The organism is Pseudochelatococcus lubricantis, assembly GCF_042432495.1.
Lineage (GTDB): Bacteria > Pseudomonadota > Alphaproteobacteria > Rhizobiales > Beijerinckiaceae > Pseudochelatococcus > Pseudochelatococcus lubricantis.
This window is the reverse complement of record NZ_JBHLXC010000006.1, coordinates 69,815-90,458: the sequence shown is the minus strand read 5'-3', so window position 1 is coordinate 90,458 and position 20,644 is coordinate 69,815. Positions and strand designations below refer to the sequence as shown.

Below are 20,644 nucleotides of genomic sequence, written 5' to 3'. Positions count from 1 at the left end.
TTGGCCGGCGCAAATTCTCGACAAGCCTTTATATCATTGCCAAGCTCGGCAAATAAGGTATCCGGATCGTTCCATCAGTGTCGAAGCAACACGTCAGTGTGGCTGGAACTTTCGCAAGACGGGAGAAAGCCGGACATGATCCGCACCATTGCCTCACTCTTCAATGCCAAAGCTGCAACCAGGCTTGCCGCCAGCGCCTCGCTCGCCCTCCTCATGCTCGCCGGCCCCGTCGCCGCCCAGCAGAAGACGGTGCACGTCTACAACTGGTCGGACTATATCGACCCCGACACCCTCGATGCGTTCACCAGGGAAACCGGCATCAAGGTCGTTTACGACACCTATGACAACAACGAGATCGTCGAGACCAAGCTGCTCACCGGCAAATCCGGCTACGACGTCGTCGGGCCGTCGGGGCCGTTCCTGCAGCGGCTGATCAAGGCCGGCGTGTTCCAGAAGATGGAGCCGGAAAAGATCCCCAACACGAAGAACCTGTGGCCGGAGATCGCCGAGCGCCTTGCGGTGTTCGACCCCGGCAACCAGTTCGCCATCAACTACATGTGGGGCACCACCGGCATCGGCGTGAATGTCGCCAAGGTGCGCGAGCGCCTCGGTGCCGACGCCGTGCTCAACACCTGGGACCTCGTGCTGAAGCCGGAAGTGGCGGAAAAGCTCAAGGACTGCGGTATCTATGTGCTGGATTCGCCGGAGGACATGTTTCCCACGGTGCTGAACTACCTCGGCCTCAATCCTGATTCCAAGGACGCGAAGGACCTGCAGAAGGCCGCCGACGTTCTCATCGCGGCACGGCCCTTCATCCAGAAGTTCCATTCGTCGGAATATATCAACGCGCTCGCCAACGGCGACATCTGCGTCGCGGTCGGCTACTCGGGCGACATCCTGCAGGCGGCAACCCGCGCGAAGGAAGCGGGGAACGGTGTCGAGATCAACTACGTCTTACCGCACGAGGGCGCCATGATATGGTTCGACAACCTCGCCATTCCCGCCGATGCACCGCATCCGGAGGAGGCGCGCGCCTTCCTCGACTTCCTGAACCGGCCGGAGATCGCGGCGAAGAACGCGAGCTTCGTCTCCTTCGCCAGCGGCAACCTCGCCGCCCGTCCTCTCGTCGCGCCAGCCGTGCGCGACAACCCGGGCATCTATCCCGACGACGAGACGCTGAAGCGCCTGTTCACCAACACCGCCTATGACGACCGCACCCAGCGCACCGTCACGCGGCTGTGGACGCGCGTCAAGACCGGCCGTTGAATCGGACATCCTTTCCGCACTCCCTGCCGGCCTGACATCGCGTCACGCCGGCAGCGGCATCAGGCGGGAACGAGGCCGTGCCGGAGCATGATTTCCTTGATTCTGGCGAGATCGGGCTTGCCCGGCACGTTCACTTCAGCCGCGATTTCCTCGAAATAGCGTCTGCCGATCAGGCCCGGCGTCAGCACCACGAGCGACCGCGCCGTCTCGTCATGCAGGTTCTCGTGCGTGTGCGTGCTGCCCCGGGGAACGAACAGGCTTTCCCCCGTCCGCAGCTCATGACGCTGCCCGTCGAGTGTCGAGGTGGTGATCCCGTCCAAGGCGTAGATCATCTCATCGACGTCCTGGTGAAAGTGCGGCGCCGGGACTCGGGCGTTCGGCGGAATGACGAACTCGAAGGCAACAAGGCTGCCGGACCCCGTGGTTTCATCGACTACGAAACGGAGTTCCAAGGCCCCTATCCGTACCACATCGCGATCATGCGCAATCATCGGGCGCCTCCCACACGCAGGGTGGCTCACCCTACGCGGAGCAAGACACGCTTGCAAGGCTAAACAGCGGCGGGGCGCTTGCGCTTTCCGCCCCACCGTGTCAATATGTTGCGGTTTCTTACCCCAGCGTGGGCATGACGAACTCGCTGCCGGCGCGGATGCCGGTCGGCCAGCGCGAGGTGATGGTTTTCAGGCGCGTGTAGAAGCGCACGCCCTCCGGCCCGTGCATGTGATGATCGCCGAACAGCGACGCCTTCCAGCCGCCGAAGGAATGGAACGCCATCGGCACGGGGATCGGCACGTTGATGCCGACCATGCCCACCTTGATCGCATGCGCGAACTCGCGCGCCGCATCGCCGTCGCGCGTGAAGATCGCCGTGCCGTTGCCGAACTCGTGCTCGTTGATCCATCGCGCCGCCGTGGCGTAACTGTCCGCACGCGCCACCGCCAGCACGGGACCGAAGATCTCTTCCTTGTAGATTTTCATGTCCGTGGTGACGTTGTCGAATAGCGTGCCGCCGATGAAATAGCCGTTCTCGAAGCCCTGCAGCGTCAGCCCACGCCCGTCGACGACGAGCTTCGCGCCCTCCGCCTCACCGGCATCGATGTAGCCGCGCACCTTTTCGAGATGCTGCTTCGTGACGAGCGGGCCCATCTCCGCCTCGGGATCGGTGCCGGGACCGATCTTCAGCGCCCGCACGCGCGGTTCGAGCCGCTCGATGAGCGCGTCCGCCGTTTTCTCGCCCACCGGCACCGCGACCGAAACCGCCATGCAGCGTTCGCCGGCAGAGCCGTAGGCCGCGCCCATCAGCGCGTCGACAGCCTGGTCGAGATCGGCGTCGGGCATGACGATCATGTGGTTCTTCGCGCCGCCCAACGCCTGCGCGCGCTTGCCGGTCTTCGCCGCCGTCTCGTAGATGTAGCGCGCGATGGGCGTCGAGCCGACGAAGCTGATCGCCTGGATGTCCGGATCGTGGAGCAGCGCATCGACCGCCTCCTTGTCGCCCTGCACGACGTTGAAGACGCCGTCCGGCAGGCCGGCTTCCGTCAGCCACTTCGCCAGCAGCAGCGAGGCGGAAGGGTCGCGCTCCGAAGGCTTCAGGATGAAGCAGTTGCCGCAGGCGAGCGCCACGGGGAACATCCACATCGGCACCATCGCCGGGAAGTTGAAGGGCGTGATGCCGGCGACGACGCCGAGCGGCTGGCGCACCGAATGGCTGTCGACACGGGTGCCGACGTTCTCGGTGATCTCGCCCTTGAGAAGCTGGGGAATGCCGGTGGCGAACTCCACCACCTCGATGCCGCGCTGGATTTCGCCCTTGGCATCGGACAACACCTTGCCATGCTCGGCGGTGATGACGGCGGCGAGTTCGTCGATGCGCTCTTCCAGGATACGCAGGAAGCGGTTGAGGATGCGCGCGCGGCGCAACGGCGTGGTGTCGGACCAGCTCTCGCTTGCCTTGACCGCGATCTCCACAACCGCGCGCACCTCGGCGGCGGAGGCCAGCGCCACGCGCCCGGTTTCCTCGCCGGTCGCCGGGTTGAAGGAGGGTGCGGTGCGACCGCTGGTGCCGGCGACCTCGCGTCCGCCGATGTAGTGATTGATGCCTCTTGCCATGACGATAACCTCCACGATTGTCCCTGCTTCCCGGACGGATGCCAGGCGATACGGATGCCAGGCGATGTTGACGAACCGGCTATTGTCATCCAATGTCGCTCGCCGCACATCAACGCCGTTGTTTCATCATTCATTGTGCGAAATTTATAGCAGCAGGTATCGGCGGCCATGGACTGGGATCATCTGCGCATCTTCCTCGCGGTGACGAGGCACGGTCAGTTGCTGGCTGCCGCGCGCAGCCTCGGCCTCAACCACGCCACCGTCGCGCGCCGCCTCGATGCCCTTGAGCGTTCGTTGGGCACGCCCCTCTTCGACCGCAGGCCGGCTGGCTGTGTGCCGACGCAGGCTGGCGAGCGGCTTCTGCCGGTCGCCGAACGGATAGAGTTCGAACTGCTTGGCGTATCGGAGAGCCTTCGGGACGAGGAGGCCGACGTTTCGGGAACCGTCAGGATCGGCGCGCCGGACGGGCTCGGCAACTATTTCCTCGCCTCCGAGCTGGGAGCGCTGACGCGGCGCCACCCGAACCTCGTCGTGGAACTCGTCCCCCTGCCCAGAACCTTCTCGCTGTCGCGGCGCGAGGCGGATCTCGCCATTGTTCTGGACCCGCCCGCCGAGGGGCGCCTGCTCGTGTCGCGCCTGACCGACTACACGCTCAGCGTCTATGCGGCGCGCATGTACCTGGAACGCGCCGGCACGCCGATATCCGTCGAAGCACTGGGCGATCACACGGTCGTCACGGGCGTCGAGGACCTTGCCTATGCCTCGGCGCTGGATTACTCCGCCGCGCTGGAGAAACAGGCCGGACGCAAGTTCCGCTGCGCCAGCGTCATGGGCCAGATAGAGGCGGTCAGGTCCGGCGCCGGCATCGGCGTCCTGCACGACTTCGCCGCCGGCGCCATTGAGGACATGGAGCGCATTTTCCCGGAGGTCGGCTTCCGTCGCAGCTACTATCTGCTTTGCCATCCGGACACTGTCACCGTCAAAAGAATTGCGGTGCTGCGTGAGTTCATCTCCCGCCGCTTCCGCGAGGAACGGCAGCGGTTCGTCCAATAGGCTGATCCGCGCCTCCCCCGGGCAACCCCCATCCGCGACGGCACGGGTTCAGGCCTTCTTCGTCCGCTTCTTCTGGCGATAGACGTCGGCGATGACGGCGGCCACGATGATGATGCCCTTGACGATCTCCTGATAGTAGGCGTCGATGCGCAAGAAGGTGAAGCCGGAGGTCATGAGACCCAGGATCAGCATGCCGATCACGGTGCCGGTGATCCGCCCCGCGCCGCCGGCGAGCGAGGTGCCGCCGATGACGGCCGCGGCGATGGCGTCGAGTTCGTACATCATGCCCATACCGGCCTGCGCCGTCTGCGCGCGTGCGGCAGTGACCACGCCCGCCAGACCCGCGAGCAGCCCGGCGATGGCATAGACCTTCAGGAGATGGGTCTTGACGTTGATGCCCGACACACGCGCCGCCTGCGGATTGGCGCCGATGGCATAGGTGAACTTGCCGTAGCGCGTGTAGCGCAAGCCGATGTGAAACAGCAGCGCGATCGCGAGAAAGATCACGACAGGCCAGATGCCCGAGCCGATGGCGGCGAATTCCGGCGTGGGGAACGAAATCGGCTGGCCCTTGGTGTACCACTTGGCGATGCCGCGCGCCGTGACCATCATGCCGAGCGTGGCGATGAAGGGCGGAATGCCGGTGTAGGCGATGAGCGCGCCGTTGATGAGGCCGGCCAGCAGGCCGCAGCCGAGCCCGATCAGCACCGGCACGATAACGGGCATGTCCGTGAGCCACGGATAGACGGCCCGGTCGTAGGTCGCAATCTGCGCGAAGCTCATCGAGATCATTGCCGACATGGCGACGACGGAGCCGGACGAGAGGTCGATGCCGCCGGTGATGATGACCTGCGTCACGCCCACGGCGATGATGCCGATCACGCTCACCTGCAGGATCATGATGGTCAGACGCTGCGGGTTGAGCAGAAAGCTCTGGCCCTGCAGAATCCAGCCCAGCACCTCGAAGATCAGGGCGACGCCAATCAGCACCGACAGGATGTTCAGCTCGGGCGGCAAGCGCTTTCGGGTCTTCTCGCCGGCTGCAAGAGCCGTATCAGTTTGTTGTATGGACATTCCTGTTTCGCTCCCTGATTTTATCGTTGTCCGCCGCGCCGCTATTTGGCCGCCAGTTCCATGATCCGGACCTGGTCAGCCTCCGCGCGGTCGAGAATTCCGGTTGCGTGCCCCTCGTGCATCACCATGATCCTGTCCGACATGCCGAGCACTTCGGGCAGTTCCGAACTGATCATGATGATGGCGACGCCCTGCCCCGCCAGCCGGCTGATGAGACGGTGGATTTCGGCCTTCGCGCCGACATCGATGCCGCGCGTCGGCTCGTCGAGGATCAGGATGGACGGCTTGATCAGCAGCCAGCGCGCGATCAGCGCCTTCTGCTGGTTGCCGCCGGAGAGGTTCTCGATGCGCTCGTGCAGGTTCGGCGTCTTGATGCGCAGCAGGCCTTTCATGTCCTCGCACAGCCTGTTGACCGCGGGCTGATCGACGAAGCCGCCGCGCACGTGCGTGTTGTGCAGAACGGCGATCTGCATGTTCTCCAGCACGCTGAGGATGAGGAAGCAGCCGGTTTCCTTGCGGTCCTCGGTGAGGAACGCCATGCCGTTGCGCATCGCGTCGCCGGGGCTGCGGATGGCCGTTTCCTTCCCCCGGATGCGGATGGTGCCGGAGGTGGCGGGCGTCACGCCGAACAGCGCTTCGGCCACGTTGGACCGGCCGGAGCCGACGAGCCCCGCGATGCCGAGGATCTCGCCCGCGCGTACCTCGAAGCTGATGTCGTGGAACACGCCGTTGACGGCGAGTTTATCGACGGAGAGCACGACATCGCCGATCTTCGCTTCCTCCTTGGGAAACATGTCCGTGATCTCGCGCCCGACCATCATGCGGATGATGTCGTCGCGGGTGACATCGGCGCTTGCGTGCGTCGCGACGTAGCGGCCGTCCCGGAAAACCGAGAACTCGTCGGCGATCTCGAACAGCTCGTTCATCTTGTGCGTGATGTAGACGATGCCCTTGCCCTGCGCGCGCAGGTTGCGGATGATGTCGAACAGATGCTCGACCTCGTGCTCGGTCAGGGCGCTGGTCGGTTCGTCCATGATGAGCACATCGCTCTGGTAGCTCACCGCCTTGGCGATCTCGACCATCTGCCGCGCGGCGACGGTGAGCTTCTGCACCTCCACATCCGGATCGATCCCGATGTGGAGACGGTCGAACAGCTCGCGGGTCATCCGGCTCATGCGGCGGTGGTCGACGAGGCCGAAGCGGTTCGTCGGCTCGCGGCGGATCCAGATATTCTCCGCCACCGTCATGAAGGGCATCAGGTTGAGTTCCTGATGGATCATGGCGATGCCGCGCTCCAGTGCGTCGAGCGGCGAGTCCAGCGCGATTTTCTCGCCGCGCAGGTGAAGGCTGCCCCTGTCCGGCGTATAGATGCCGGCGATGATCTTCATCAGCGTGGATTTGCCGGCGCCGTTCTCGCCCATCAGCGCGTGGACCGTGCCGCGCTTCAGCCGGAACTGCACGTCGTCCAGCGCGACGACACCGGGAAATTCCTTCCTGATGCCCTTGACGACGAGCAGGTCGTCTCCCCGGCCATGCGTGTAGCTCTCGATCGCCGCCTGCGTTCTATTCGAGATCATGATGACTTCCTCCCCTCCGGTCCCGCGCAGCGCGGGACCGCCTCCCGGTGCGTGCGGGCATCAGTTGCGGGCGAGGTAATCCTTCAGATTGTCCGACGTCACGAGTTCGAACGGAACGTAGTTCTTCTGCCCAACGCTCTGGCCATCGGCGAGCTTGAGCACGATGTCGAGGGCGCCGCGGCCCTGATCGCGCGCGTTCTGGAAAACGGTCACGTCGAGGTCGCCGTTCTGGATGGCGAGCAGGGCATCGCGGGTGGCGTCCACGCCGCCGATGACGACGTCCTTCATCGGGACGCCGGCCGACTTCAGCGCCTGAATGGCCCCGAGCGCCATTTCGTCGTTGTTGGCGATGACCGCATCCGGCTTCAACCCGGAGGTGATCCAGTTGGTCATGATGTCCATGCCCGGCGTGCGCATCCAGTTGCCGGTCTGCTCGTCGAGCACCTTGATGCCCTTGCATTCATCCGTTGCCAGCACGTCGTGGACGGCCTTGGTGCGGCCGCGCTGGCCGGTGGTGCCGAGCTGGCCCATCAGCACGACGGCCTCGCCCTTGCCGCCGAGGCGCCGGCAGATTTCCTGCGCCTGCAGTGTGCCGGCCTGCACCTCGTCCGATCCCACCCACGCCTGGTTCTTCGGCAGGTTGTCCACGCCCGTCGGCGCCATGTTGACGAAGACCAGCGGAACGCCGGCGCGCGCGGCGGCCGCCGAGATCGCCGGGCCGGAATCCGCATCGACCAGCATCACGATGACGCCGTCCACACCGGAGGCCAGAAAATTCTCGATCTGGCTCTGCTGGCGGGAGATGTCACCCTGCGCGTCTTCGGCCTGCACCGCCACCCCGTCCAGCGTCTTGGCGTAATCCTGCATGTTGTGACGCAGCACCGTCAGGAAGTTATCGTCGAACAGCGACATGCTGATGCCGATGTTCTTCGCCTGCGCAATCCCCGCCGACAGAGCGACGATCGCAACACCCATCAGAAACTTCTTCATTGTGTATCCTCCCGTTTATCAGCCTTCGTTCTTTTGGCAGTGACTGATTTTTGCCTGCGGCCGGCGTTCCACGCCTGTCCCGCTTCACGATACGCGGGCGACGGTCCGGAAACCGCTCTTGCCAGACCCGCCTTCCCGATAGGGCCCGCAAGGTGTGTGCCCTGAACATATCCGAATTCAGGACCGACTTACAACAAAAATTGCAAAATTATATTTCCTGCAATTTTTTCTTTCAAAAACCCCGTAACCTGCTGGTAAACCATTCAGAAAATGGCCGGCTCGCCTGTTTCCGGCCCGAAACCGGTCTCCAGAAAATCGAAGTCGCATCCCTTGTCGGCCTGCTGGATGTGGCGCGAGAACATGAAGCCGTAGCCACGGCCGAAGCGCGGGGGCTGCGGTACGAGGGCCGCCCGGCGCTGCGCGAGTTCCGCGTCGCCGACCTCAAGGCGGATGCTGCGGTTCGGCACGTCGACGGTGATGAGGTCACCCGTGCGCACCAGTGCCAGCGTGCCGCCGATATACGCCTCCGGCGACACGTGCAGGATGCAGGCGCCATAGCTCGTGCCGCTCATGCGGGCGTCCGACAGCCGCACCATGTCCCGCACGCCCTGCCGCACGAGCTTGCGCGGAATGGGCAGCATGCCCCACTCCGGCATGCCCGGCCCGCCCTGCGGACCGGCGTTGCGCAGCACGAGGATATGATCCTCCGTCACGTCGAGATCGTCGCTGTCGATCACCGCTTTCATCGCGGGATAGTCGTCGAAGACGAGCGCCGGCCCCGTATGCTTCAGGAAACGTTGCGCACAGGCGCTCGGCTTGATGACACAGCCGTTCTCGGCCAGATTGCCCCTCAGCACGGCCAGCGCCCCCTCGGCATATATCGGCCGTTCGAGCGGGCGGATGACGTCGTCGTTATAGACTTCCGCATCCGCGACGTTCTCGCCGAGCCGGCGGCCGTTCACGGTCATCTCACCGAGGGAGAGATGCGGCGTTATCTGCTTCATCAGTGCCCGCAGACCGCCGGCATAGTAGAAATCCTCCATCAGGTAGGTATCGCCGCTCGGCCTGATGTTGGCGATGACGGGCACCCTGCGGCTCGCCGCATCGAAGTCGTCGAGCGAGATGGCGTGCCCGGCGCGGCGCGCCATGGCGATGACGTGGATGACCGCGTTCGTGGAGCATCCCATGGCCATCGCCACGGCAATGGCGTTGAGATAGGCGTTACGGGTCTGGATCGCGTCGGGCCTCAGGTCCTCGCGCACCATCTCCACGATGCGTCGCCCGGCGGCGGCGCACATGCGGATGTGGTTCGCATCCGCCGCCGGAATGGAAGAGGCTCCCGGCAGCGTCATGCCGATGGCCTCAGCGATGGCCGTCATGGTGGCGGCGGTGCCCATCGTCATGCAATGGCCGTGGCTGCGCGCGATTCCGCCCTCGATGGCGAGCCAGTCCTCATCGCCGATATTGCCCGCGCGCCGCTCGTCCCAGTATTTCCAGGCGTCCGAGCCGGAGCCCAGCACCTTGCCCTTCCAGTTGCCGCGCAGCATGGGGCCGGCGGGCACGTAGATGGCCGGCAGGCCGGCGCTGGTCGCGCCCATGAGCAGGCCGGGCGTGGTCTTGTCGCAGCCGCCCATCAGCACCACGCCGTCGACGGGATGCGAGCGGATCAGCTCCTCCGCCTCCATGGCGAGCATGTTGCGGTAGAGCATCGTCGTCGGCTTGACGAAGTTCTCCGACAGGGACAGCGCAGGCAGCTCGATGGGGAAGCCGCCAGCCTGCAGGACACCGCGCTTGATATCCTCCACCCGCATCTTGAAATGTGCGTGGCAGGGATTGATGTCCGACCACGTGTTCAGAATGGCGATGACCGGCTTGCCCGCCCAGTCCTCCGGCGCGTAGCCCATCTGCATCACGCGGGAGCGGTGACCGAAGCCGCGCAGGTCGTCGGGCGCGAACCAGCGGGCGCTGCGCAGGGCGGCGGGCGGTCTGGATACGGGCGGCTTTTTCTCCGTCATCTCACGTCTTCCTTCAGGAAACGGCCTGCCACGACCGGCCGGCGGATGAACGGAGGGCGGCGTCGATCACCTTCTGGATCTCCCACGCCTCGCGGAAATCCGGCCCGGCGGCCGCACCGTCGCCGGCGATGGCACGCAGGAACGCGGCCACCTCGATGACCTTGAGATCGTTGAAGCCGAGCTGGTGGCCCGGCGCCACGCAGAAGCGGCCGTAGGGCTCGTGCTGGGGTCCGGCCTCGATGCGTGTGAAGCCTGCCTGACGCGCGTCCCCTCCCGCGCGGTAGAAGTGCAGCTCGTTGAAACGCTCCTGCGTGAAGACGAGCGCACCCTTGCTGCCGGCAACCTCGAAGGCGAGATGCATCTTGCGCCCTGTGGCCACCCAGTTGGCCTCGATATGGCCGCCGCAGCCGCGCGCGAAGCGCAGCGTGAGGCGGGCGATGTCGTCGACCTCCACCGCCCGCCGTTCAGACGCGCCGGACGCGGCCGGGCGGCTGGCGATGGCCGTTTCCAGATCGGCGTTGACATGCGTGATGTCGCCGAGCAGGAAACGCGCCATGGCAATGGCGTGGCTGCCGAGGTCGGCGATCGCCCCGCCTCCGCCGGCGGGGTCCAGACGCCAGGTCCATGGCGCTTCAGGATCGGCCATGTAGTCTTCGGCATGGATGCCGCGAAACGACGTGATCTCGCCGAGTTCCCCGGCCGCGATCATGTCCCGCGCCAGCCGGATCAGCGGGTTTTGCAGATAGTTGAAACCCGCCTGCGTGACGACGCCCGCCGCGGTCGCGGCCTCCACCATGTCGCGCGCCGCCGCGGCGTCAGGTGCGAGCGGTTTTTCGCAATGGATGTGCTTGCCCGCCTGCGCGGCCGCCAGCGCGATTTCACGATGCAACGCATTGGGCGCCGTGATCGACACGATGGCGACAGCCGGGTCGTTGACGAGATCGCGCCAGTCCGCCGTCGCGCGGCGGAAGCCGAACTGTTCCTGCGCCTGCCGTGCCGCCGCCTCGTTGACGTCCGCGACGACCTGCAGCACCGGCACGGCGCTTTCGGGAAAGTAGGAAGCAACGGACCCGTAGGCGAAGGCGTGCGCCTTGCCCATGAAGCCCGTGCCAATGATTCCGACGCCAATTTCATTGCGCATTTGCTTCATCCCCGATCAGAGCGCCACCGTCTTGCCGGTCAGCAGCGATTCAAGCGCGCGGTCGGCGAGCAGCAGCGCCTGCCTGCCGTCGTGAGGGCCCACGGGCATTGGCTTGCTGTTCGCGAGCGCATCCACGAACGCCGCCATTTCTCCCTTGTAGGCATCCGCATAGCGTTCCAGGAAGAAGTTCAGCAGCGGCTCTCGCCCGTCCGTCGCCTCGCGCGTCCAGCGCCGCACGGTGGTCGGCCGCAGGTTGTCGTTGAACAGCGCGCCCTGCGAGCCGAAGATTTCGAAGCGCTGGTCATAGCCGTAGACGGCCTCGCGGCAGTTGTTGATGTGGCACTGGCGGCCGGATGCGGTGCGCATCTGCACCATCACCGTGTCGTAGTCGTCGGCGGTCTCCATCAGCGCGCGGTCGACCACGCGGCTGCCGATGGCGGAAATCTCCACCGGCTCCTCGCCCAGGAACCAGCGCGCCATGTCGAAATCGTGGATGGTCATGTCGCGGAAGATGCCGCCCGACGAGCCCAGGTAGCTTGCCGGCGGCAGGCCGGGATCGCGGCTGGAAATGACGACCTGACGCACCTCGCCGATTTCGCCGGCGTCGATGGCGTTGCGCAGTTCCCGCGCGCTCGGGTCGAAACGCCGGTTGAAGGCCAGCATCACGCGGCCGTCGAGGCGCGCGATCTCGGCCACGGCTTCATCGACCCGGGCCAGATCGAGGTCGATGGGTTTTTCGCACAGCACGGCCTTTCCCCGCCGCACCGCGTGCAGCAGCAGGTCGACATGCGTATCGGTCGGCGTGCCGATGACGACCGCGTCGACATCGGCACGCTCGATGGTCTCCACGGGGTCGAGCGAGGCTTCGCTCGACAATTGCGCGGCAAGGTCGGCCGCTGCCGTTCCGAACGGATCGGCGATGGCGACGAGCGTCGCGGCCGGGTTTTCAGCGACATTTCTGGCATGAATCCGGCCGATACGGCCGGCGCCGAGAACGGCAATACGCACCATTTGCATCTCTCCCCGAGAATAGTTCTGCCCCAAGAATAGCTTTGTCGTTATCGGCGGATCGGGCCGCTTCAGGCGCGTTCGGCTTCCCGCGGTCCGAACGCGATGGCACTGCGGTTGACGACCAGCGAGGGATCCAGGCGGCCATTGAAGAAGGCGATGATATTGTCCGCCGCCGAAATGGCCATCCGTTCCGCGCATTCCTGCGTCAAGCCGGCCGAATGCGGGCTTAGAACCACCCTGTCCGAAGCCAGCAGAGGGTTTGCGGCGGCGGGCGGTTCGCTTGCGAAAACATCGAGCCCGGCTCCGCCCACGTGGCCGCTCGCCAGCGCGGCCGCAAGCGCCTGCTCGTCGATCAGCCCGCCACGGGCGGTGTTGATCACAACGGCGCCCCGCTTCAGGAGCGCGAGTTCCCGCGCGCCAAGCAGCGGCTTGTTGCCGGAAAGCGGCACATGCACCGTCACCACATCCGCCACGCCCAGGGCGGCCGCCAGCTCCGTGGCGGCCAGATAGCCTTCCGCGGCGATGTGACCGGCATCGACGAAGGGATCGTGCACGCGCACGCTCATGCCGAAGGCGGCGGAAAGACGCGCAACCGCGCGGCCGATCCGCCCGAAGCCGATGACGAGCACGGACTTGCCCAACAGCTCGGTGGCCTGCAGGCTGTTGCGGAACGACCACTGCCCCGCCCGAGTCGCAGCATCGTAGGCGACGGTGCGATGCGCGACGGACAGCATAAGCATCAGCGTATGTTCCGCCACCGAGGCCGAATTCACGTCGCCGACGATGGCGAGCGGGATGCCGCGTCCGTTGAGCGCCGCCACGTCGACCGCATCGTAGCCGACGCCGTGCCGCGAGACGATCTTCAGCCCCGGCGCCTGCGCGATCAGCGCCCCCGGCAGCGGCTGGGTGCGGATGAGGATGGCGTCGGCCGCGCCGACAAAAGGCGCGAAGGCTTCCGTCGATACCTCGTCGACAACCTCGAAAGTGATGCCCGGCGCCTGGAGCAGCCGCTCGACGCCCGAAGCGTGAATGCGGCCGGCAACGAGAACATGCGGCATGTCAGTATCCTCCCTGCGCCTGCTTCCCGCCGGCCGTTTCACCCTCGCCGACGCTCCGGCGGAAGGCGGCAAGACTTTCCCCGGCCGCGCCCGCGAGCAGCCGCACGTCGTTGGAGATGGTCACGAGATCGAAGCCCCAGCCCACGGCCTTGCTCGCGTAAGCAGCGGAGCCATTGTGCAGCCCGGCGCGGATGCCGGCGGAATGGGCGGTGTCGAGAATGTGCCGGATGGCGTCCACGACCTCGGGCTCCTCCCGGTCGAAGCCGGTGCGGTACTTGCGCCCCGTCAGCCCCAGCGTCAGATCGGCCGGGCCGATATAGACGCCGTCGAGCCCCGGCGTGGCGACAATGGCCTCCAGATTGTTGACGGCTTCGCCGGTCTCGATCATGGCGAAGCAGAGGATTTCCCGGTCGGCGTGCTGGCCGTAGTCCGCGCCGGCGGCGAACAGCGCCCGCGTCGGGCCGAAGGAGCGCACGCCAACCGGCGGATAGCGCACGTAGGAGACGAGCCGCGCCGCCTCCTCCGGCGTATTGATCATGGGGCAGATGATGCCGTGGGCGCCGGCGTCCAGCACCTTCATGATATCGCCGGGGTCGAGCCACGGCACCCGCGCCATCAGGGCGGCGTCGCTCGCGCGCATCGCCTGCAACATGGCGCCCGCCGCCTCCAGCCCGACGAAGCCGTGCTGCAGGTCGATCGTGACCGAGTCATAGCCCTGTGCCGCCATGATTTCCGCGACGAAGGGCGAGGCGATGGACAGCCAGCCGTTGGCGACCGCCTGGCCGGCCGCCCATTTTTCCCGAACCGGATTCCTGAACATGGGCGTATCCTTCAGAAAGCGACCTGCGACAGCTTGATATTCAGGAAGTCGTGGATGCCCTCGCTGCCCCCTTCCCGGCCCATGCCGCTCAGCTTGATGCCGCCGAACGGCGCCTCCGCCGCCGCCAGCGCGAAGCTGTTGACGCCGACCATGCCGGACTCGATGCCGGCCACGGCTTCGCGCGCACGCGCCGCGCTCTGCGTGAAGACATAGGCCGCAAGGCCGAAGCCGCCTGCATTGGCGCGGGCATAGACCTCGTCCGCGCTACCGAAGGGCGTGATCGCCGCGATGGGGCCGAAGTTCTCTTCCGCCAGCGCTTTCGCGTCGTCCGGCACGTCCTTCAACACAGTCGGCTCGAAGAAGTAGCCGCCGCTGCCGTCCTGCAGGCGCTTGCCGCCCGTGAGCAGCTTCGCACCGCGCTTCTGCGCGTCCGCGACGACGGCCTCGATGGCCTCCAGCCGGCGCAGGTTGATGATGGGGCCCATCTCGGACGTTTCGTCAAGGCCATGCCCGACTTTCAGGGCCGCCGCGCGCCGTGCGAACTCGTCCGTGAACCGTTCGTAGAGGGACTCGTGGATATAGAAACGGTCCGGACTGACGCAAACCTGCCCGGCATTGGCGTATTTCGTCGGCACAGCAAGATCGAGCAGCCTGTCGAAATCGGCATCGTCGAAGGCGACGAGCGGTGCGTTGCCGCCGAGTTCCATGCTGAGCCGCTTCACCGTCTCCGCCGAGTCGCGGATCATCTGCTGACCCACCGCGGTGGACCCGGTCAGCGTGATCTTGCGAACATCAGGAGATTCGACAAGGGTTTGATATGTTGTGGACGTCGGTCCGGCGACGAGGCCGACCACGCCCGCGGGAATGCCCGCTTCGCGTATGCAATCGATGATGACCATGGCGCTGCCCGGCGTCTCGCTGGAGGGGCGCACGATGACGGAACAGCCGGCGGCGAGCGCCGGCGCGACCTTGCGGGCCACCAGAACAGCCGGAAAATTCCATGCCGTGAAAGCAGCCACGATGCCCACGGGCTCGTGGTGGACCTCGATGCGCCCGCCCGGCGCGCGGCTTTCGACGATGCGCCCGTAGATACGGCGCGCCTCTTCCGCGTACCAGCGAAACTGGTCCGTCGACAGCCCCCATTCCCGGCGCGACTGGGCAAGCGGCTTGCCCGTCTCCAGCGTGATGATGCGCTCGGCCTCTTCAGCGCGCGCGATCATGCGGTCCGCCACGGCATGCAGCGCATCGGCCCGCACCCACGCCGGCGTCGACCGCCAGACCTGCAGCCCCGCCCCGGCGGCGGCGATCGCCTCCTGAACATCGGCCACGCCGGCCGCCGGCACGGAGCCGATGACGGTCCCCTTGCCGGGATCCTGCACCTCGATGACGCCCTCGCCGCCCACGGAGCGCCAGCCGCCGTCGATGAAAAGCCCGAAATTTTCATACATGCGTATTTCCTCACCCTGGGGCTGGCGTTCCGACGCCATCCACGCTGCAACTTTTGTTGCGTTTATTCGTTATGTCGCTAGAGTCGATGCAAAGCGCTTTCCCAACCAGCTTGAATCGGGGGCAAAAACGGTGGACTTCGGGATCGTCAGCCACCCGCCAAAGGGGCGCCATTCCTGATGCGTCGTCGCGATAGCGCTTTGCAATAAAAATTGTCCATTGATTTATTTCGCAACAATTATTCTATGTCAAGCCATTTCATGCAATAAATCGTGCACGGGACATCCGTAACCCGCGACGGCGTCCGGCTTCGTCCGGTTCCCCTCCCTTCCGGCGCATTCCCGTCGTGCGTCGCCGAGCATGAAGAGCAGAACCATGGCCAGGAAAGACAAGAACATCGCGAACCAGGTGCCCGGCAACTACGAGGGGGTCGTCAACCTGATCACGCAGGAATACGCGAATCTCTCGGCCGGCTTCCAGCAAATCGCCCGTTTTCTCACGCAAAATCCCAACAGCGTCGCGCTGGAATCGATCAACACGCTCGCGGCCAAGTGCGGCACCCATCCGTCGAGCCTCGTGCGTTTTGCGCAGCATTTCGGCTTTTCCGGTTTCAAACACCTGCAATCGGTATTCCAGACCCGCATCGCCACCGCCGCGCCGGGCTTTCAGGAGCGCATCCGGGCGCTGGAGAGCGAGTTGTCCCGGTATTCGAGCGCCGGCAACCTCGAACATTTCCATGCGCTCGTCGTGCGCGACATCGCCGCCTTGCAGGATCTGCTGGAGACCGTGAGCGGGGAGAATCTCGAACAGGCGGCGAAGCTGCTCGCCGGGGCTGACACCGTCTATATCGCAGGGCAATTGCGGTCCGAGCCGATCGCCTCGCTGCTGCGCTATCTGCTCACCATGCTGCACCGGCGCGTGGTGCTGCTCGATCCCTCGGGCGGGCTCGCGACCGAAATGGCGGCGACGATGACGCAGCGGGACGTGCTCGTCGCCATCGCCTTCCGGCACTATGCGAAGGAGGTGGTTACCATCGCCGAATCGGCAGCCGCGCGCGCGGTGCCGCTGGTGGCGCTGACGGACAGCCAATTGTCGCCGCTCGCCAAGGATGCCGATGTGCTGTTCACCATCGCGGAAGACGAATACACTTTCTCCCGCTCGTTGGCCGCACCCATGTGCCTCATCCAGTCCATCGCCACCGCGACGGCCATCCGCCTGCAACCGAATGCCGCGCAGACGCCGCGCATTCCCACGGTGACCGAGGGCATCATGCGCAAGAAGAGATAAAAACCCATATATATCAATGAATTAATAAAACATTATCGTGAACTGCAATTTTTCTTGCGATTGAATAATATCTGCAATATAAATTTCATAGCACAGACGTCGGAAAGGCGTCGGCAGTCCTGGGAGGGACCCACTCCATGTCAACGGTTCGTCTCACCACGGCGCAGGCCCTGGTGCGCTATCTCTGCGCGCAGCACACGCTGGTCGACGGAGAAAAAGTTCCCCTGTTTCCCGGCGTTTTCGCCATCTTCGGCCACGGAAACGTCACCTGCCTTTCAGAGGCGCTGGAGGCGGTGCAGGACAAGCTGCCGACGTGGCGCGCGCAGAACGAGCAATCCATGGCGCTCGCTGCCATCGGCTTCGCGAAGGCGCAGCGCCGCCGGCAGATCATGGTCGCCACCTCGTCCATCGGCCCCGGCGCGCTGAACATGGTGACGGCGGCTGGCCTCGCGCACGCAAACCGCCTGCCGGTGCTGCTGCTCGCCGGCGATACGTTCGTCAACCGGCGGCCCGACCCGGTGATGCAGCAGGTCGAGCATTTCGGCAACCCCACCGTCAACGTCAACGACGCCTTCAAGGCCGTGACCCGCTACTGGGACCGCATCGTCCATCCCGAGCAGATCGTCTCCTCCCTGCCCCAGGCGGTGGCAACGCTGCTCGACCCTGCCGACTGCGGTCCCGCTTTCATCGCCCTGCCGCAGGACGTGCAGGAAATCGCCTGGGACTATCCCGAAGCGTTCTTCGCCGAGACCGTCCACGCCATTCCCCGCCCGCGTCCGGATCGGGAGCGTCTCGCACAGGCCATCGACCTGCTGAAATCCGCGAAGCGGCCGCTGATCATCTCGGGCGGCGGCGTCCGCTATTCCGGCGCGGAGAAGGCGCTGGCGGACTTTGCCGCGCGCCACGGCATTCCCCTTTGCGAGACTATCGCCGGCAAGGGCGCGGTCGCTCACGATCATCCCGCCCATGTCGGCCCTGTCGGTATCCTCGGCTCCACCTCCGCCAACGCGCTCGCGGCAGAGGCCGATGTCGTGATCGCGGTGGGCACCCGCCTGATGGATTTCGTCACCGGATCGTGGTCGGTCTTCGCGCCGGATGCCCGCTTCCTGTCGATCAACACCGCGCGATGGGACGCGACCAAGCATCGGGCTCTCGCGGTCGTGGGCGATGCACTCGAAACAATCGCCGAACTTGAGGCCGCCATCGGTGGCTGGACGGCGGACGGTGGCTGGACGCAAAAGGGCCGGGACGAGTTCGCGCGCTGGAATGCGGCACTCGACGATTTCCAGCGTCCGACCAACACGCCTGTTCCCACCTACGCGCAAGTCGTCGGCGTCGTCAATACGCATGCGGGTGAGCGCGACCTGCTGATCACCGCCGCCGGCGGCTTGCCGGGAGAAGCGGTGAAAAACTGGCGCGTGAAGGAGCCGAATACCTTCGATTGCGAGTTCGGCTTTTCCTGCATGGGTTACGAGATCGCCGCCGGCTGGGGCGCGGCCATGGCCGACCCGAGCCGCACGCCCGTCGTGATGATCGGCGACGGCACGTACATGATGATGAACTCCGAAATCTATTCGTCCGTTCTGTCGGGACACAAGTTCATCCTCATCGTCTGCGACAACGGCGGTTACGCCGTCATCAACCGCCTCCAGAACGCCAAAGGCGTGACGTCGTTCAACAATCTGCTCAAGGATTGCCGCGTCAAGGAGCTGTTCGGGGTCGATTTCGCGGCTCACGCACGTTCCATGGGCGCGCTGACGCGCCACGTCGAAAGCCTCGCGGAACTCGGCGAAGCCCTGGAATGGGCGAAGACGACCGACCGCACCACGGTGCTGACCATCGTCACGGACGCCTTCACCTGGACTCCCGGCGATGCGTGGTGGGATGTCGGCGTGCCGCAGGTCAGCCCGCATGAAAGCGTCCGCGAGGCGTCGCGCCAGCAGACCGAGGCGCGCACGCGGCAGCGCGTCGGCGTCTGACCCCGCCTTTCCTCTCCAGCCGTCCCGCGCAGCCGCGATGCGAAATCGCGCCCGCGAACTGCGCTTACAGGAACTGCATCCATGAAAGCCAAACTCGCCATCGCCCCCATCGCGTGGTCCAACGACGATCTGCCGGAACTCGGCGGCGACACGCCCCTCGAAACCTGTCTGCGGGAAAGCCGCGCCGCCGGATTCTCCGGCGTGGAGACGGGCGGCAAGTTTCCGAAGACCATCGCCGCGCTGCGCGATGAACTGACCGCGCACGACCTGCAACTCGCATCAGGCTGGTACTCCGGCACCGTCCTCGACGCACCCGACGACCTGTCGCAGGAAAAGGACAAAGTGGCCGGCCAGCTCGCGCTGTTCAGTGCGCTCGGCGCCGCGTGTCTCGCTTATGGCGAGACGGCGGGCACGATCCAGAACCGGCGCGAGGCGCCTCTCAACACGCGCCGCAGGTTGTCCGAAGATGAAATCCGCGTCTACGGCCGCCGCCTGACGCGCTTCGCCGAGCATTGCGCGGACGCTGGCGTGCCGCTGGCCTTTCACCATCACATGGGCACGGCCATCGAATCCGAGCACGACGTCGACCTGCTGATGCAGCACACGGGCGAGGCCGTCGGCCTGCTCTACGATGCCGGCCATCTCGCCTTCGCCGGCGGCGACGTGCTGCGTGTGATCGAAAAGCACGGCAGCCGTATCGTCCACGTGCACGCCAAGGACGTGCGCCTGCCGGTGATCGACAGCCTCGACAGGGGCCGGGATTCGTTCCTCGACGCGGTGCTCGCGGGTGCGTTCACGGTTCCGGGTGACGGATCTCTCGATTTCGGCGCCATCGTCCGGCGCATCGCCGATACCGGATACGAGGGCTGGTTTGTGGTCGAGGCGGAGCAGGATCCCGCCAAGGCGCCGCCGGCCGAATATGCCGTCAAGGGCTACGAGGCACTTTCCCGGGCGCTGACCGGCGCCGGCTACACCATCGAGGGGCATGCAGCATGAGCGCGCTGGAAGGAAAGATCGCCGTCGTCACCGGCGGCACCCAGGGGCTTGGCGCGGCCATCGCCACGCTCTTCGCTGACCGCGGCGCGCAGGGCGTCGTCATCTGCGGCCGCTCGCGGGACAAGGGCGAGGCGAAGGCCGAGGCCATCGGCCGGCAGACCAGCGCGCGTGTCGTGTTCCAGCAGGCCGATCTCGGCAACGTCGAGGATTGCCGCGCCGTCATCGCCCGCGCGGACAGCGAATTCGGCCGCGTCGACGCGCTCGTCAACGCCGCCGCGCTGACGGATCGGGGCACGATCCTCGACACCTCGCCCGAGCTGTTCGACGCCATGTTCGCCGTCAACGTGCGCGGGCCGTTCTTCCTGATGCAGGAGGCACTGAAGCTGATGCGCCGGGAACAGACGGAAGGCACCGTCGTCAACATCTGCTCTATGTCGGCGGAGGCCGGCCAGCCCTTCATCGCGGCCTATTGCAGCTCGAAGGGAGCGCTGGCGACCCTGACCCGCAACACGGCCTATGCGGTGCTGCGCAACCGCATCCGCGTCAACGCCCTCAACATCGGCTGGATGGCGTCGGACGGCGAGGATCGCATCCAGCGCGAATATCACGGCGCGGCGGACAACTGGCTGGAAGAAGCCGCCGCAGCCCAGCCTTTCGGCCGACTGATCGATCCGCGCGAGGTGGCGCGGGCCGTGGCCTTCCTGTCCAGCGCGGAATCGGGCCTGATGACCGGCAGCGTCGTCAACTACGACCAGTCCGTCTGGGCCGCCTACGACTCCGCGCCGGCCCCCGCCGCGCCCCTCTAGAATCGTCGGGGCGCAT

17 protein-coding genes are annotated in these 20,644 nt (G+C 65.6%); 6 read left to right on the top strand and 11 right to left on the bottom strand.

What is annotated here, in order from left to right; genetic code table 11:
* The first annotated feature begins 135 nt into the window (after positions 1 to 135).
* Positions 136 to 1,266 carry a polyamine ABC transporter substrate-binding protein gene (locus ACFFJ7_RS11255; protein ID WP_377592363.1) on the top strand — a complete coding sequence of 377 codons (1,131 nt, stop codon included), beginning with the start codon at positions 136 to 138 and terminating at the stop codon, positions 1,264 to 1,266.
* A 59-nt stretch (positions 1,267 to 1,325) separates the two neighbouring features.
* Here ACFFJ7_RS11255 and ACFFJ7_RS11250 read toward each other — a convergent pair whose 3' ends face one another.
* Both ACFFJ7_RS11250 and ACFFJ7_RS11245 read right to left on the bottom strand, forming a co-directional pair.
* A complete protein-coding gene (locus ACFFJ7_RS11250) occupies positions 1,326 to 1,718 on the bottom strand; it encodes a cupin domain-containing protein (protein ID WP_377592362.1) in 393 nt (130 codons plus the stop codon).
* 157 nt (positions 1,719 to 1,875) lie between these two features.
* Positions 1,876 to 3,375, bottom strand: coding sequence for a CoA-acylating methylmalonate-semialdehyde dehydrogenase (locus tag ACFFJ7_RS11245; protein WP_166951262.1), 1,500 nt, complete (start codon positions 3,373 to 3,375; stop codon positions 1,876 to 1,878).
* 168 nt (positions 3,376 to 3,543) lie between these two features.
* Here ACFFJ7_RS11245 and ACFFJ7_RS11240 point away from each other — a divergent pair, with 168 nt between their 5' ends.
* On the top strand, positions 3,544 to 4,428 hold the full coding sequence (locus ACFFJ7_RS11240) for a LysR family transcriptional regulator (RefSeq protein ID WP_377592361.1): 885 nt from the start codon (positions 3,544 to 3,546) through the stop codon (positions 4,426 to 4,428).
* A gap of 48 nt (positions 4,429 to 4,476) precedes the next feature.
* Here the strand turns inward: ACFFJ7_RS11240 and ACFFJ7_RS11235 are convergent, their stop codons facing one another.
* The 9 genes from ACFFJ7_RS11235 to ACFFJ7_RS11195 form a co-directional block, all read right to left on the bottom strand.
* Positions 4,477 to 5,502 (bottom strand): ABC transporter permease, encoded by a 1,026-nt coding sequence (locus tag ACFFJ7_RS11235; protein WP_166951268.1) that lies wholly within the window; start codon positions 5,500 to 5,502, stop codon positions 4,477 to 4,479.
* Positions 5,503 to 5,543: 41 nt separating this feature from the next.
* The gene (locus ACFFJ7_RS11230) at positions 5,544 to 7,079 is read right to left on the bottom strand and encodes a sugar ABC transporter ATP-binding protein (protein ID WP_377592360.1); all 1,536 of its coding nucleotides are present in this window, start codon (positions 7,077 to 7,079) and stop codon (positions 5,544 to 5,546) included.
* Between the two features lie 60 nt (positions 7,080 to 7,139).
* Complete coding sequence (locus tag ACFFJ7_RS11225; protein ID WP_166951274.1) at positions 7,140 to 8,069, bottom strand: sugar ABC transporter substrate-binding protein; 930 nt, start codon at positions 8,067 to 8,069, stop codon at positions 7,140 to 7,142.
* A gap of 263 nt (positions 8,070 to 8,332) precedes the next feature.
* Positions 8,333 to 10,084, bottom strand: a complete 1,752-nt coding sequence (araD, locus tag ACFFJ7_RS11220) for an L-arabinonate dehydratase (RefSeq protein ID WP_377592359.1) — start codon at positions 10,082 to 10,084, stop codon at positions 8,333 to 8,335.
* A 13-nt stretch (positions 10,085 to 10,097) separates the two neighbouring features.
* Positions 10,098 to 11,225, bottom strand: coding sequence for a Gfo/Idh/MocA family protein (locus tag ACFFJ7_RS11215; RefSeq protein ID WP_377592358.1), 1,128 nt, complete (start codon positions 11,223 to 11,225; stop codon positions 10,098 to 10,100).
* 15 nt (positions 11,226 to 11,240) lie between these two features.
* A complete protein-coding gene (iolG, locus tag ACFFJ7_RS11210; protein WP_377592357.1) occupies positions 11,241 to 12,236 on the bottom strand; it encodes an inositol 2-dehydrogenase in 996 nt (331 codons plus the stop codon).
* Positions 12,237 to 12,304: 68 nt separating this feature from the next.
* Positions 12,305 to 13,294 carry a hydroxyacid dehydrogenase gene (locus ACFFJ7_RS11205; protein WP_377592356.1) on the bottom strand — a complete coding sequence of 330 codons (990 nt, stop codon included), beginning with the start codon at positions 13,292 to 13,294 and terminating at the stop codon, positions 12,305 to 12,307.
* 1 nt (position 13,295) lies between these two features.
* Complete coding sequence (locus ACFFJ7_RS11200) at positions 13,296 to 14,114, bottom strand: HpcH/HpaI aldolase family protein (RefSeq protein WP_166951285.1); 819 nt, start codon at positions 14,112 to 14,114, stop codon at positions 13,296 to 13,298.
* 11 nt (positions 14,115 to 14,125) lie between these two features.
* Positions 14,126 to 15,562, bottom strand: coding sequence for an NAD-dependent succinate-semialdehyde dehydrogenase (locus ACFFJ7_RS11195; RefSeq protein WP_377592355.1), 1,437 nt, complete (start codon positions 15,560 to 15,562; stop codon positions 14,126 to 14,128).
* 373 nt (positions 15,563 to 15,935) lie between these two features.
* On the opposite strand from ACFFJ7_RS11195, the gene ACFFJ7_RS11190 reads away from it, so the two are divergent.
* The 4 genes from ACFFJ7_RS11190 (at position 15,936) to ACFFJ7_RS11175 (ending at position 20,628) form a co-directional block, all read left to right on the top strand.
* A complete protein-coding gene (locus ACFFJ7_RS11190) occupies positions 15,936 to 16,847 on the top strand; it encodes a MurR/RpiR family transcriptional regulator (RefSeq protein WP_166951290.1) in 912 nt (303 codons plus the stop codon).
* 137 nt (positions 16,848 to 16,984) lie between these two features.
* The gene (iolD, locus tag ACFFJ7_RS11185) at positions 16,985 to 18,826 is read left to right on the top strand and encodes a 3D-(3,5/4)-trihydroxycyclohexane-1,2-dione acylhydrolase (decyclizing) (protein ID WP_166951293.1); all 1,842 of its coding nucleotides are present in this window, start codon (positions 16,985 to 16,987) and stop codon (positions 18,824 to 18,826) included.
* Between the two features lie 81 nt (positions 18,827 to 18,907).
* Positions 18,908 to 19,822 carry a myo-inosose-2 dehydratase gene (iolE, locus tag ACFFJ7_RS11180; protein ID WP_166951296.1) on the top strand — a complete coding sequence of 305 codons (915 nt, stop codon included), beginning with the start codon at positions 18,908 to 18,910 and terminating at the stop codon, positions 19,820 to 19,822.
* Complete coding sequence (locus ACFFJ7_RS11175) at positions 19,819 to 20,628, top strand: SDR family oxidoreductase (RefSeq protein WP_377592354.1); 810 nt, start codon at positions 19,819 to 19,821, stop codon at positions 20,626 to 20,628. The genes iolE and ACFFJ7_RS11175 overlap by 4 nt, the downstream gene beginning before the upstream one ends.
* Positions 20,629 to 20,644 lie beyond the last annotated feature (16 nt).

Excerpts from the sequence above, each read along its gene's own strand:
- ACFFJ7_RS11255 (WP_377592363.1), top strand. The coding sequence starts at position 136 with ATGATCCGCACCATTGCCTCACTCTTCAATGCCAAAGCTGCAACCAGG.
- ACFFJ7_RS11245 (WP_166951262.1), bottom strand. The coding sequence starts at position 3,375 with ATGGCAAGAGGCATCAATCACTACATCGGCGGACGCGAGGTCGCCGGC.
- ACFFJ7_RS11240 (WP_377592361.1), top strand. The coding sequence starts at position 3,544 with ATGGACTGGGATCATCTGCGCATCTTCCTCGCGGTGACGAGGCACGGT.
- ACFFJ7_RS11235 (WP_166951268.1), bottom strand. The coding sequence starts at position 5,502 with ATGTCCATACAACAAACTGATACGGCTCTTGCAGCCGGCGAGAAGACC.
- ACFFJ7_RS11230 (WP_377592360.1), bottom strand. The coding sequence starts at position 7,079 with ATGATCTCGAATAGAACGCAGGCGGCGATCGAGAGCTACACGCATGGC.
- ACFFJ7_RS11225 (WP_166951274.1), bottom strand. The coding sequence starts at position 8,069 with ATGAAGAAGTTTCTGATGGGTGTTGCGATCGTCGCTCTGTCGGCGGGG.
- araD (WP_377592359.1), bottom strand. The coding sequence starts at position 10,084 with ATGACGGAGAAAAAGCCGCCCGTATCCAGACCGCCCGCCGCCCTGCGC.
- ACFFJ7_RS11215 (WP_377592358.1), bottom strand. The coding sequence starts at position 11,225 with ATGCGCAATGAAATTGGCGTCGGAATCATTGGCACGGGCTTCATGGGC.
- iolG (WP_377592357.1), bottom strand. The coding sequence starts at position 12,236 with ATGGTGCGTATTGCCGTTCTCGGCGCCGGCCGTATCGGCCGGATTCAT.
- ACFFJ7_RS11205 (WP_377592356.1), bottom strand. The coding sequence starts at position 13,294 with ATGCCGCATGTTCTCGTTGCCGGCCGCATTCACGCTTCGGGCGTCGAG.
- ACFFJ7_RS11200 (WP_166951285.1), bottom strand. The coding sequence starts at position 14,114 with ATGTTCAGGAATCCGGTTCGGGAAAAATGGGCGGCCGGCCAGGCGGTC.
- ACFFJ7_RS11195 (WP_377592355.1), bottom strand. The coding sequence starts at position 15,562 with ATGTATGAAAATTTCGGGCTTTTCATCGACGGCGGCTGGCGCTCCGTG.
- ACFFJ7_RS11190 (WP_166951290.1), top strand. The coding sequence starts at position 15,936 with ATGGCCAGGAAAGACAAGAACATCGCGAACCAGGTGCCCGGCAACTAC.
- iolD (WP_166951293.1), top strand. The coding sequence starts at position 16,985 with ATGTCAACGGTTCGTCTCACCACGGCGCAGGCCCTGGTGCGCTATCTC.
- iolE (WP_166951296.1), top strand. The coding sequence starts at position 18,908 with ATGAAAGCCAAACTCGCCATCGCCCCCATCGCGTGGTCCAACGACGAT.
- ACFFJ7_RS11175 (WP_377592354.1), top strand. The coding sequence starts at position 19,819 with ATGAGCGCGCTGGAAGGAAAGATCGCCGTCGTCACCGGCGGCACCCAG.